12 protein-coding genes are annotated in these 12,792 nt (G+C 65.5%); 8 read left to right on the top strand and 4 right to left on the bottom strand.

The annotated features are described in order from the left end of the window. From QZH66_RS01355 to QZH66_RS01370, 4 genes are all read left to right on the top strand, one after another. The gene (locus QZH66_RS01355; protein ID WP_305804146.1) at positions 1-1,938 is read left to right on the top strand and encodes a DNA methyltransferase; all 1,938 of its coding nucleotides are present in this window, start codon (positions 1-3) and stop codon (positions 1,936-1,938) included. Further along, positions 1,935-4,907: a DEAD/DEAH box helicase family protein gene (locus QZH66_RS01360; protein WP_305804147.1), complete on the top strand. Its 2,973-nt coding sequence runs from the start codon at positions 1,935-1,937 to the stop codon at positions 4,905-4,907. The genes QZH66_RS01355 and QZH66_RS01360 overlap by 4 nt, the downstream gene beginning before the upstream one ends. Positions 4,908-4,962: 55 nt before the next feature. Beyond that, positions 4,963-5,409, top strand: a complete 447-nt coding sequence (locus QZH66_RS01365) for a DUF192 domain-containing protein (protein WP_305804148.1) — start codon at positions 4,963-4,965, stop codon at positions 5,407-5,409. Positions 5,410-5,507: 98 nt separating this feature from the next. Next, positions 5,508-6,356, top strand: a complete 849-nt coding sequence (locus QZH66_RS01370) for a SirB1 family protein (RefSeq protein WP_305804149.1) — start codon at positions 5,508-5,510, stop codon at positions 6,354-6,356. 100 nt (positions 6,357-6,456) lie between these two features. Here the strand turns inward: QZH66_RS01370 and QZH66_RS01375 are convergent, their stop codons facing one another. Continuing rightward, positions 6,457-6,648: a rubredoxin gene (locus QZH66_RS01375; RefSeq protein ID WP_345783818.1), complete on the bottom strand. Its 192-nt coding sequence runs from the start codon at positions 6,646-6,648 to the stop codon at positions 6,457-6,459. Positions 6,649-6,717: 69 nt separating this feature from the next. Between QZH66_RS01375 and thiE the strand changes: the two genes are divergently transcribed. Both thiE and hemL read left to right on the top strand, forming a co-directional pair. Continuing rightward, the gene (thiE, locus tag QZH66_RS01380; RefSeq protein WP_305804151.1) at positions 6,718-7,368 is read left to right on the top strand and encodes a thiamine phosphate synthase; all 651 of its coding nucleotides are present in this window, start codon (positions 6,718-6,720) and stop codon (positions 7,366-7,368) included. Positions 7,369-7,451: 83 nt separating this feature from the next. Beyond that, complete coding sequence (gene hemL / locus QZH66_RS01385; RefSeq protein ID WP_305804152.1) at positions 7,452-8,744, top strand: glutamate-1-semialdehyde 2,1-aminomutase; 1,293 nt, start codon at positions 7,452-7,454, stop codon at positions 8,742-8,744. Between the two features lie 243 nt (positions 8,745-8,987). On the opposite strand, the gene azu is transcribed toward hemL, so the two are convergent. After that, positions 8,988-9,440, bottom strand: coding sequence for an azurin (gene azu, locus QZH66_RS01390; protein WP_305804153.1), 453 nt, complete (start codon positions 9,438-9,440; stop codon positions 8,988-8,990). Positions 9,441-9,579: 139 nt separating this feature from the next. Between azu and QZH66_RS01395 the strand changes: the two genes are divergently transcribed. After that, the gene (locus QZH66_RS01395; protein WP_305804154.1) at positions 9,580-10,176 is read left to right on the top strand and encodes an HAD-IA family hydrolase; all 597 of its coding nucleotides are present in this window, start codon (positions 9,580-9,582) and stop codon (positions 10,174-10,176) included. Between the two features lie 27 nt (positions 10,177-10,203). Here the strand turns inward: QZH66_RS01395 and QZH66_RS01400 are convergent, their stop codons facing one another. Together QZH66_RS01400 and QZH66_RS01405 are read right to left on the bottom strand one after the other, a co-directional pair. Next, positions 10,204-10,626, bottom strand: a complete 423-nt coding sequence (locus QZH66_RS01400; RefSeq protein ID WP_305804155.1) for an HIT family protein — start codon at positions 10,624-10,626, stop codon at positions 10,204-10,206. Next, a complete protein-coding gene (locus QZH66_RS01405) occupies positions 10,626-11,855 on the bottom strand; it encodes an acetylornithine transaminase (protein ID WP_305804307.1) in 1,230 nt (409 codons plus the stop codon). The genes QZH66_RS01400 and QZH66_RS01405 overlap by 1 nt, the downstream gene beginning before the upstream one ends. A gap of 67 nt (positions 11,856-11,922) precedes the next feature. Here QZH66_RS01405 and QZH66_RS01410 point away from each other — a divergent pair, with 67 nt between their 5' ends. Then, positions 11,923-12,792, top strand: a complete 870-nt coding sequence (locus tag QZH66_RS01410) for an ion transporter (protein ID WP_305804156.1) — start codon at positions 11,923-11,925, stop codon at positions 12,790-12,792.

Below are 12,792 nucleotides of genomic sequence, written 5' to 3' on the forward strand. Positions count from 1 at the left end.
ATGTCCAAATCGCTGCTGGAAGAGCTGCCCGGTATCGTCCGGGAAGGTCGCAAGGAGGCTGAGCGCATCCTTGAGGGGCTGGAAAGCCGTCATCGGGTGCGGTTGCAGACGCGCGAATGGGTGCTGCCATCGAAAGACGCCATGGCCACCGACTGGATCGCGCAGGCCGGCCGCCGCACACATCTTTCCGAAGCAGTGGATGCCGACTGGCACAACCGCCTGATCTACGGCGACAACCTGCTGGCGATGGCGGCGCTGCTGGCCGGTGACGAGAACACGCCCAGCCTGCGCGGCAAAGTGGACCTGATCTACATCGATCCACCGTTCGACTCCAAGGCCGACTACCGCACCAAGGTCACCCTGCCGGGCGTGGAGCTGGAACAGCGGCCGACGGTGATCGAGCAGTTCGCCTATTCCGATACCTGGGCCGACGGCACCGCCTCCTATCTGCGGATGATCGTGCCGCGACTGGTGCTGATGCGGGAGCTGCTAAGCGACACCGGATCGATCTATGTGCATCTGGATTGGCATGTCAGTCACTACGTGAAGATTGCCCTAGACGAAATCTTCGGGAAATCGAACTTCCGCAACGAAATCGTATGGAGCTACTTCGGCTTTAAGCGATCCACGGCGAGAAAATTCCCGCAGAAACATGACCTTCTTTTCTCTTATGTGAGATCGGATGGCTACTTCTGGAAAACCCAATACAAACCACATGATGCCGAGTACCTGAAACGCTTCCGCCCAGACGAAACCGGTCGACTTTGCCGTTCGGATGTGAACCCGACTGGGGGTGGAAGTCGAAAAATCTATCTCGACGAAGTAGAGGGTGACATCGTCGACTCGGTCTGGGACGACCTCCCACCTGTAAATCCCATTGCCAAGGAGCGGGTCGACTACTCTACCCAGAAGCCGGAAAAGCTTCTCGATCGGATCATTTCATCATCATGTCCGGAAGGCGGGCTCGTGATGGACATATTCGGAGGTTCCGGCACCACCGCCGCTGTCGCCGAGAAGCTCGGGCGTCGCTGGATCACCTCCGACTTGGGCAAGCCCGCCTGCATGATCATGCGCAAGCGTCTGATCGACCAGGGCGCGAAGCCTTTCCTGTACCAGGCCATCGGCGACTACCAGGTTGAAACGGCGAAGTCGCATATGGGGCGCGCCTTCCGTATCGGTGACCTGTCGGAAATCGTGCTGTCGCTGTACGGCGCGCTGCCGCTGCCCGCCGAGGAAAACCCGCTGCGGAATCTGGGCCAGATCGGGTTCGGCGGAAAGAAGACGCTGGTATTGGCTGATTCGCCGAACAAGCTGACCGGCGATGCAACCCTGCGCCGTGCCATCGCCCAGCGCGACAACCTGATGGGTGGCTGGGACCGGGTCGTGGTGCTGGGCTGGAATTTCGATCCGTCGATCGGCCAGAGCCTGGCCGCACTCAATGACCCCAATCTGCAGGTTCTGGTGATTCCACCGGACCTGCTCGACCGCCTGCGCAAGAAGGGCGGGATCGAAAAGCTGCGTGGACAGGTACGTTTCTCCAGCCTGCAATACCTGACGCTCAAGCCGATCCGCCGCGAACGTGCCGGCGAGGACGAAGAACTGTCGGTGACGCTGGACAACTACGTGCTGCTGTCGCCGGAGATGGTCAACCTGGACGAGGACAACCGCGCCAAGTTGCAACGGGTGCTGTCCGCCGAACCATTAGCACTGGTCGAATACTGGGCGGTGGACCCGGACTACGACGGCCAGGTGTTCCGCTCGGTGTGGCAGGACTATCGCGGCAATGCCGGCAGCGATGGCGATCCGTTGCGGGTGGTCAGGCAGGCACGCCTCACCGTGCCCGCACGCAACGGTCCACGCCGGGTCTGCGTGCGTGCGGTGGATGTGTTCGGCTTCGAGTCCGAAGTGGTGCAGGACGTGGTGGAGACATCACGATGAAGACCGTGGCAACCGATCCGCTGCCGCTGGCCAGCGCCCTCAGCCACAAGGCGCAACAGCTGTGTCTGGGCCTGGAGCACGGCGAGGCGGAGATACTGGAGCTGGTCACGCCGACCACCGCCGCGCTGCTGCGCTGGTGGTTCGGCGAGGATGCCTGCGCCAGCCGCAACTTCAATTTCCACGTCGGCCAGCGCCAGGCGATCCTCAACACCATCCTCGCCCACGAAGTGCTGGACAGCCCCGACCTGACCGACCTGTACCAGCAGGTGTGTGCCGATGCATTGCTGGAAGGCAACCTGCTGCAACTGTCGCAGGACAAGCACGCCCACCCGAAGTACTGCCTGAAGATGGCCACCGGCACCGGCAAGACCTGGGTGCTGCAGGCTTTGCTGGTCTGGCAGATGCTCAACCGAACCGTGATGCAGGAGGAAGGCCTTCAGGACCCGCGCTTCACCCGTCGCTTCCTGGTGGTGGCGCCGGGCTTGATCGTGTACGAGCGCCTGCTTGACGCTTTCCTCGGCAAGCAACAAGCAGATGGCAGCCGGGACTTCGCCAGCTCCGACGTGGCTGCCTGCATCGAACTGTTCGTTCCGCCGGTCTGGCGTGAGCGATACACCCAGTTCGTGCGCAGCAATGTCTGCACCAAGAGCGAGATCGGCCTGAAGGCCACCGGCAACGGCATGATCGCGATCACCAACTGGCACCTGCTGGCCGACGCGGGTGACGAAGCCGAGCTGCTGGAAACAGAAGACGCGCTGGAAGCGCCAGGCAGTCGTGCCGAAGAGCACATCGTTGCCAAACAGGTACTTCCATTGCTGCCCGGCAAAGCCACTGGCAACGCACTGGATGTACTGGACCGCCGCTGGAGTCGTGGCAACGTGCTCGCGTTCCTGGCCGGCCTGCCGGACCTGATGGTGCTAAACGACGAGGCACACCACATCCACGAACTCAAGCGCAACGGACAGGCCGACGAGGTGGAATGGCAGAAGAGCCTGAGCCGGATTGCCGAAGGCAAGGGCCGCGGTTTCGTCCAGGTGGACTTTTCCGCCACGCCGTACAACGAGCGTGGGGGTGGCCGTGGCAAGGCCAAGAGCAAAGTCTGGTTCCCGCATATCGTGGTCGACTTCGACCTCAAACAGGCCATGCGCCTGGGCCTGGTCAAATCGCTGGTGCTGGACAAGCGCAAGGAAATCGGCGCGCTGCCATTGGAGTTCAAGGCCGAACGTGACGAATCCGGCCAACCCATGCTGTCCGAGGGACAGCGGGTGATGTTGCGCGCTGGCCTGCAGAAGCTGCGTACGCTGGAGGCGGACTTCGCCAAGATCGACCCGACGCGTTATCCCAAGATGCTGGTGGTGTGCGAGGACACCTCGGTCACCCCGCTGGTGGCCCAATTCCTGCAGGACGAAGGCCTGCTCGAAGACGATGTACTGACCGTGGATTCGGGCAAGAAGGCCGAGCTGGGCGAGAAGGAATGGGCACCGGTGCGCCAGCGCCTGTTCGATGTGGACCGGCATGCCCGGCCACGGGTTGTTGTCAGCGTGCTGATGCTGCGCGAGGGCTTTGACGTCAACAACATCTGCGTGATCGTGCCGCTACGTTCCAGCCAGGCACAGATCCTGCTGGAGCAGACCATCGGCCGTGGTCTGCGCCTGATGTGGCGCGAGAGCGAATTCACCGAACTCAAGCGCGAGAACCGCGAGCAGATCAACAGCGGGCAGGCACCCGGCAGCCTCATCGACATCCTGTCCATCGTCGAACATCCCGCCTTCCAGCAGTTCTACGAGGACCTGATCGCCGAAGGCCTGGCCGGTGCCACTGACGAGGAAAACGACGGCTCCAGCACCGGCGACCTTCTGCAGGCCGAATTGCGTGACGACTACGCGCCCTTCGACTTCGCTATTCCGTTCATCCTGCGCGAGTCCGAAGAGACGCTGGAGCACGCAGCGATCGAGGTCGCCGCGCTGCCGCCATTCACCCACATGAGCCGTGCCCAGTTGGCGACACTGCTGAGCAAGGGTGACACCTTCGTCTCCCAGGACCTGCAGAGCAGCACCCTGTTTGGCGACTACCGCGTGGATGGCGTGCCGATGCAGGTCGGCGGCTACAACGAACTGCTGTCGCGCCTGACCCGGCGCATCGGCCAGGCGCTCAGTGCGCCGATGCCCAAGGGCAACCGTGTAGCCGAACGCATGCCCATGCCCTATCTGCAGATCGGAACCGTGGCACTGGCCTCGGCGCTGGACGACTACATCCGCGAGCATCTGTTCGGTGAGACTTTCGAGCCGTTCGAGCACGAGGGCTGGCGGATGCTGATGCTGCAACCGGTGATCGAGCACATCGTGCGTGTGTTCGGCTTGGCCATGGTCAATGCGGAGGAACATGGCAACAGCGGCCCGGTCGAAGTGCGCCATCGCCGCCTTTCCGAAGTCGAGCGCATACCGGTTCGTGAGAACAGCTCGATGGAGGTGGACAAGTGCATCTACAGCCGCCAAGGCTGGCCAGCGCGCAATGGAGGACTGGAACGGGCCTTCATTGAATGGGCGCAGACCGACAGCGGCATCCAGGCGTTCTGCAAGATCAGCGAACATCGCCACGACTTCGCCCGCCTGCGCTACGTGCGCGATGACGGTCTGCCCGGGTTCTACATCCCCGATTTCTTCGTGCGCACGGGCAATGCCGTGTTCCTGGTGGAAACCAAAGCCCAGCAGCAGACCCTGCATCCGAATGTGCAGCGCAAATTAAAAGCCGCCACTGCGTGGTGCCAGCGGATCAACGCATTGCCGGCCGAACACCGCAATGGCCTCCCCTGGCATTACGCCCTGCTCGGCGAATCGCTGTTCTGGGACTGGCGGCAGAAGGGCGCACGGCTGGAGGAACTGCTGGAATTCAGTCGCATCCGCCCGACGCTCGATGCCACCTTGCAACATGCCCTGACTCTAGGCCCGGTGAAGCCCCACCCGGCTTGACGGCCTCCTGAAGTTGACCGAAGGTGCGTCACTGTCTTCTCTCATATCCACGCACATGCCTTTGATGCGTACGCTCCTCACCTGCTCCCTGCTCATCCTTGCCGGTTGCGCCAGCACCGGCGGCCACTGGGTGGAGCTGGCCGGTGCCCGCTACCAGGTGGAACTGGCGCAGGACGACGCCACCCGCGCGCGCGGACTGATGTTCCGCGACCAGATGCCCGCCGACCACGGCATGCTGTTCATCCACGAGCGCCAGGAACCGCAGGCGTACTGGATGAAAAACACCAGGATCGCGCTGGACATCCTGTACTTCGACAACCAGCGCAAGCTGGTGTCGCAGCAGCGCGACGTGCCGCCGTGCTCGGCCGGCAACGCCTGTCCGCCCTATCCCAGCCACAGGCCGGCGCGCTATGTGCTGGAGCTCAACGCCGGCCAGGCGGCGAAACTGAAGCTGGAAGACGGTGCCGAACTCGGCTTTGGCCCGGGGATCGAAGCAAGGTAGTGCCGGCCGCCGGCCGGCAACCTCGCAGATCCGCAGCTGCCGGCCAACGGCCGGCACTACCCTTGAACCGCAGGCGCTTTGTCGCCAGTCTTGCCGGTATGCCTGAAACCCGAATCACATTGCCGCGCTGGGACGAACTTGCCGGACTCGGCGATGACGTGTTGCCGTTGCTTTCCACCGCGCTGCTGATCGCGCGCGACGAATACCCGGCGCTGGACCCGGACCAGTACGACGCGCTGCTGCAAAGCCATGCCGACCACCTGCGCATCGAGGTCGCCACGATCGACGAATGGCCGCTGAAGGTGGCCGCGATCAACCGCCACCTGTTCGACGAACTGGGCTACAGCGGCAATCACGACGAGTACTACGACCCGCGCAACAGCTACCTCAACGAAGTGTTCGAGCGCCGGCTGGGCAACCCGATCTCGCTGGCGCTGGTGCAGATGGAGGTCTCGCGCCGGCTCGGCATCGCGCTGGACGGGGTTTCCTTCCCCGGCCATTTCCTGGTCCGGCTGCCGGTGGACGATGGCGTGCTGGTGATGGACCCGTTCAATGGCGGCCGCCCGCTGGGAGTGGATGAACTGCGCGAGCGCGCCCGCACCAACCTGGGCGGCGACACGCTGGATGACGAGGTGCTGGCGCAGATCCTCGACCCGGCCCCGCATCGCGCCATCCTGATGCGGATGCTGCGCAACCTGCATGGGGTCTATGTGGAGCGCACCGAATGGGACCGCGCGGCCCGCAGCGCCGACCGCATCCTCAAGCTGGCCCCGGAACAGAGCGACGCCATGCGCGACCGCGGCCTGGCCTATCTGCAGCTGGACCATCTGGCCGGTGCCCGCCACGATCTGGCGCGCTACCTGAAGATGGAACCCGGCGCGGCCGACGCGCCGCTGATCCGCGAACGGCTGATCGAGCTGGGGGGCGCCCGCCCCCGTCTGCACTGAGCCACGCCTACACCGCAAGCTCCGCACCTGCGCCCGCTCTCTGGCAAGCGCCGTCGCGACGGGCATCGCCGCTACGGCTTGCGCAAGCTAGCGCCGGGCTTCAGTCCAGCTCGACCATCTCGAAGTCGTCCTTGGTGACACCGCAATCCGGGCAGGTCCAGGTCTCTGGCACGTCTTCCCAACGCGTCCCCGGGGCGATGCCTTCTTCGGGCAGGCCATCGACTTCCCTGTAGATGAAGCCGCAGACAACGCACATCCAGGTGCGCAAGGTGGTGGTGGTGGCGTCGGTCATCGGATAATCACGGCAGGCCAAGTCTGGCCACCGATTGTCCCACCCCCGCCGCCGCACTGGTAGCCATCGATGCATATCGCTCCATCCGCCTGGCGCAGCGCGCGCGGCGTCTATCTGGTCACTCCCGACGAAGCGGACAGCGGCCGCCTGCTGGCGCGGGTGCAGCCACTGCTCGCCGCCGGCGCCAGCTGGCTGCAGTACCGCAACAAGCGCGCCGATGCCCCGCTGCGGCTGGCACAGGCCACCGCGCTGCAGGCGCTGTGCGCGCAGGCGGGAGTGCCGTTGCTGATCAACAGCGATGCGGCGCTGGCCCATGCCGTGGGCGCGGCCGGCGTGCACCTGGGTGAAGACGATGGCGATATCGCCGCCGCCCGCACCCTGCTCGGACCCGATGCGATCATTGGCGCCTCCTGCTACGAGCAGCTGATACTGGCCCAGCGCGCGGTGGCCGCTGGCGCCAGCTATGTCGCGTTCGGTGCGTTCTTCCCCAGCCGCACCAAGCTCACCACCCGCCGGGCGCAGCCTGAATTGCTGCGACAAAGTGCCGCACTCGGTGTGCCACGGGTGGCCATCGGTGGGTTGACGCCGGACAATGCCGCTCCCCTGGTGGGCGCAGGCGCGGATCTGATCGCGATGGTCAGCGGCGTCTTTTCAGCGGCCGATCCGGTGGCCGCCATGCACGCCTACCGCGGCTGTTTCGACCCGCCCCTGCAGGTATAAGGTCGCGACAGGGCCTGCCAAGAATCCGTGGTCGCGACCGAGGTCGCTCCTACGCCGTATCCATCGTTCCAAGGAGTTCCCACATGAATCACGACCATTCCCACGCCCTGTTCGAACGCGCGCAGAAGCTGCTGCCCGGCGGCGTCAATTCGCCGGTACGCGCGTTCAAGTCGGTCGGTGGCGAACCGTTTTTCGTGCAGCGCGCCGATGGCCCGTATCTGTATGACGTCGATGGCAACCGCTACATCGACTATGTCGGTTCATGGGGCCCGATGATCGTCGGCCACAACCACCCGGCGGTGCGTGAGGCGGTGGCAACCGCGATCCACCATGGGCTGTCGTTCGGCGCGCCGTGCGCGGCCGAAGTGACCATGGCCGAAACCATCACCCGGCTGGTGCCGTCGTGCGAGATGGTGCGCATGGTCAACTCCGGCACCGAAGCCACATTGTCGGCGATCCGCCTGGCGCGCGGTGCCACCGGCCGCAACAAGATCGTCAAGTTCGAAGGCTGCTACCACGGCCACGGCGACTCGTTCCTGGTCAAGGCCGGCAGCGGCATGCTCACCCTGGGCGTGCCGACCTCGCCCGGCGTCCCCGCCGGCCTGAGCGAATTGACCCTGACCCTGCCGTACAACGACTTCGACGCCGCCACCGCGCTGTTTGCCGAACAGGGCGCGGACATCGCCGGCCTGATCATCGAACCGGTGGTCGGCAACGCCAACTGCATCCCGCCGCGCGAGGGCTATCTGCAGCATCTGCGTGCGCTGTGCACGCAATACGGCACGCTGCTGATCTTCGATGAAGTGATGACCGGGTTCCGCGTGGCGCTGGGCGGGGCACAGGCGCATTACGGCATCACCCCGGATTTGACCACCTTCGGCAAGATCATCGGCGGCGGCATGCCGGTGGGCGCCTACGGTGGCCGGCGTGACCTGCTGTCGCAGATCGCCCCGGCCGGCCCGATCTACCAGGCCGGCACGCTCAGCGGCAATCCGGTGGCGATGGCGGCCGGTCTGGCGATGCTGGAACTGGTCCAGCAGCCCGGTTTCCACGATCGTCTGGCGGCCACCACGCAGCGGCTCTGCGAAGGCCTGGAACAGGCGGCGTGCGACGCAGGCGTGGCCGTCACCACCACCCGGGTCGGCGCGATGTTCGGCCTGTTCTTCACCGACCAGAAGGTGGAAACCTACGCCCAGGCCACGGCCTGCGATACCGGTGCGTTCAACCGCTTCTTCCACGCCATGCTCGAGCGCGGCGTGTTCCTGGCACCATCGGCCTACGAGGCCGGCTTCATGTCCAGCGCGCATGACGACGCGGTGATCGAGGCCACGCTGGCCGCGGCGCGCGAGGCGTTCCAGGTGGTGGCAGCGGGTTGAGGCAGCACGGCCCCGGGCATGCAAAAAGGCCGGCATGATGCCGGCCTTTTTCTGTTTGGCGTTTGCGCAGAGCTTCCCCTCATCCGCCCTTCGGGCACCTTCTCCCCGTATACCGGAGAAGGCAGGCAGCTCATGTAGATCGCACCGCTTCAGCCCCGCTCCGTTCCACGGGAGAGGGTTGGGGTGAGGGCAGCGTTCGTTTTCAAAAGCCGCGTCCACCCGCACAACACCAAGTGCGCTCGTTCAACCAAATACCAACTTCCCCTTCATCATTCCCCAATGCCCGGGGAACGAGCAGAAGAACGTGTAATCCCCGCCGCGGCTCAGCTTGGCGGTGGAAAAGCGCACCCGGGTGCTCTGGCCACCGCCGATCACCGGCGTGGACGCGATCACCCGCGCATCGCTCTTCGGCAGGTAGCTGTCGGCCAGGGTCGAGCGCATGCCGGCCATGGCCACCGGCTGGAAATCCGCGGTGCGGGTCAGCACCCAGTTGTGGCCCATCGCCGTGGCGGGCAGCTTGCCGGTGTGCCTGAGGGTGAGTTCGACCTGGGTGCAGTCGGCCGCCACGCTGATCTGCGGGGCCGAAAACTGCATGCGGTCGTTGCTTTCGATGGTGACCGCGCAGGTGCGGGCGAAGGCGGGACCGGCGGACACGGCGCCGGCGACCGCACACAGCAGCAAGGCACGATGTTTCAAATGCGACTCCTCGGGATCGGGCAACAATCACGATTCTAGGCAACCGCTGCGCGTATCCCCTGCGACCGTCTGTCGCAGACCTGTACCCGCGGCGGCGCACTGCACCGATACTGCCGGCCTTCTGGCCACGGATACATCGTTGAACCTGCCCCTGCATGCACTGCTGCTCGACTTCGACGGCCTGCTCGCCGATTACGATCACCGCCTTCATCTGCAGCACCTGGCCAACGCCGCGGGCTGTACGCCGGCCGAGCTGGATACGGCACTGCGCGGCGACGGCCTGGAGTTGGCCCATGCCCGCGGCGAGCTCGACGGCGATGCCCTGCTGCAGGCGCTGAACCGGCAGTTGGGGACGCAATTGCAGGCGGCGGACTGGACCGCGGCGCGGCACGCCGCAACCCGCCTGCGCAGCGACAGCTGCGGGTTGCTGGCCCGCATACGCCCCGGCGTCACGATTGCCGTGCTGACCAACAACGGCCGCTTGACGCTGCCGGTGATCGAACAGCTGCTGCCCGGCCTGACGGTTCTGTGCAGTGCCGCGCTGGGCGTGCGCAAACCCGATCCGGCCGCCTATCGCGCCGCCACCGCGGCGCTGGCCTGCGCGCCTGCACGCACGCTGTTCATCGACCACCTGTTCCGCAACGTGCAGGGCGCGCGCAGCGCCGGCCTGCACGCCGATACCGCCCATCACACGCAGTCGTTGCGGCGGCTGTTGAAGCGCTACCACCTGATGTAAGCGCGAGCGGCCGCAAACGGAATACGGCTACGCCAGTGCGGTCCGCAACGTGGCCGCCAGCGCCTCCAGGTCCGCACGCGCCGCCGGCACCGGCAGGCCGTGTCGATAGAAACGCAAAACGCCGTCGCCAGGCTGGCGCGGATGCACATGCAGGTGGAAGTGCGGCACTTCCTGGCCGCCGGCCTCGCCGTTGGACTGCCACAGGTTCAATCCATCCGGCTGATAGACCTGGCGCACAGCGAGGGCGACCCGATGCGCCACCCGCATCGTGTGGGCGGCGCTGTCCTCGTCCAGCTCGTACAGGGTTTCAACGTGACGGCGCGGCACCACCAGCACATGCCCGGGCACCACCTGGCGCAGGTCCATGAAGGCGATCGCCTGCGCGTCTTCCCACACCACGCTGGCGGCCACGCGGCCGGCGACGATGCCGCAGAAAACGCAGTCGTCCATCAGCGCGAGGCGACGAACGCGGCAATCGCCGCGCGCACCCGCTTCAACCCTTCGGCCAGTTCTTCGTCGGTGATGTTCAGTGCCGGCACGAAGCGCAGTACATGGGTACCGGCCTGCAGGATCAGCACCTGCTGCTCGGCGGCCAGATCCAGCAGGGTGCCGGCATCGTTGGCGTATTCGGGCTTGAGCACCGCGCCGAGCATCAGGCCCATGCCGCGCACCTGCTCGAACACGCCGAACTCTTCGCCGATGGCTTCCAGCCCGGCCTTCAATGCGGCCGACTGGCGCTGCACGTTCGCCCTGATTTCATCCGAGCCCAGCTTGCGCAACGCCACCCGCGCCACCGCCGCGGCCAGCGGATTGCCGCCGAAGGTGCTGCCGTGCGCGCCGACACCCATGATGTCGGCCACCTTGGGGCCGGCCAGCATCGCGCCAATCGGGAAGCCACAGCCCAGCGCCTTGGCCAGGGTGACGATGTCCGGGGTCACGCCCCAGTTCCAGTGCGCGAACAGCTCACCGGTGCGACCCATGCCGACCTGGATCTCGTCCAGCACCAGCAACGCGTCGTGCTGGTCGCACAGTTCGCGGGCACGACGCATGAACGCGGCACTGGCCGGCATCACCCCGCCCTCGCCCTGCACCGGCTCGAACATCACCGCGGCGACGTCGCCACCGGCCATCGCCGCTTCCAACTGCGCCACGTCATTGAAATCGACGTAACGGAAGCCACCGGGCAACGGCTCGTAACCTTCCTGGTATTTGGGCTGCGCGGTCGCGGTGACCGTCGCCAGGGTGCGGCCATGGAAGCTGCCGCGGAAGGTGACGATCACGCGCTTTCCAGCGGCGCGATCCTGCGCCGCGGCCCACTTGCGCACCAGCTTGATCGCCACCTCGTTGGCCTCGGCGCCGGAGTTGCACAGGAACACGCGCTCGGCAAAACGCGAAGCGGTGACCAGTTCCTGCGCCAGGTGCAGCGGCGGTTCGCTGTAGAACACATTGGAGGTGTGCCAGAGCTTGTCGGCCTGCGCGAACAGCGCCGCCTTCAGGTCCGGGTCGTTGTGGCCCAGGCTGCACACGGCGATGCCCGCGGCCAGGTCGATGAACTCGCGCCCCTCGATATCCCACACCCGTGCACCCTGGCCGCGGTCCAGCACCAGCTGGCGCGGACGGTAGACCGGCAGGTAGTAATGGGACAGGGACAACAGCGCATCGGTATTGGCAGCGGTCATGACGGCATCGGTGGCGGGAAAGTCGCCCATTCTCCCCCATTGCAACGCGTGCGGCACAATATCGGGCATGCGACCGCTCTCTGCTCCCCAACTCAATCCCGCCACCGAATCGGGCTGGCGTCGCCACTGGTTCGACATCATCTACCGGCACGACACCCGGCCCTCGCGCAACTTCGACCTGCTGCTGGTGTACGCCATCCTCGCCAGCGTGATGGTGGTGATGTTCGACAGCGTGCAGCACCTGCACGTGCAGTGGGCCGCAACGTTCTACGTGGTGGAATGGATCTTCACCCTCCTGTTCACCGCCGAATACCTGCTGCGGCTGCTGGTGGTGCGGCGGCCGCTGCGCTATGCGGTGAGCATCTGGGGGGTGATCGACCTGGCCGCGATCCTGCCCACCTACCTGTCGCTGTTCATTCCCGGCGCACAGAGCCTGCTGGTGGTGCGTGCGCTGCGCATCCTGCGGGTATTCCGCATCCTCAAGCTGACCCGCTACATCGAGGAAAGCGGCATCCTGATGCAGTCGCTGTGGCGCAGCCGGCGCAAGGTGCTGCTGTTCCTGTTCATGGTGATCACCATCGCCCTGATCGCCGGGGCGATGATGTATGTGATCGAAGGCCCCACCCACGGCTTCAGCAACATCCCGGCCAGCATGTACTGGGCCGTGGTGACCATGGCCACCGTGGGCTTCGGCGACATGGTGCCGCAGACCACGCTGGGGCGCTTCGTCACCTCGGTGCTGATCCTGATCGGCTACAGCATCATTGCCGTGCCCACCGGCATCTACACCGCTGAACTGGCCACCAGCATGCGCCAGGCCGAAGCGGCCAAACGCGATCTGCGCGGCTGCCCGAAGTGCGGGCTGGAAGGCCACGAAGTCGATGCCCGGCATTGCCGCCGCTGTGGCGAAGCGTTGCCGGAGCACATGGATGTGTGA

This window comes from Stenotrophomonas sp. YIM B06876 (assembly GCF_030711595.1).
GTDB lineage: Bacteria > Pseudomonadota > Gammaproteobacteria > Xanthomonadales > Xanthomonadaceae > Stenotrophomonas.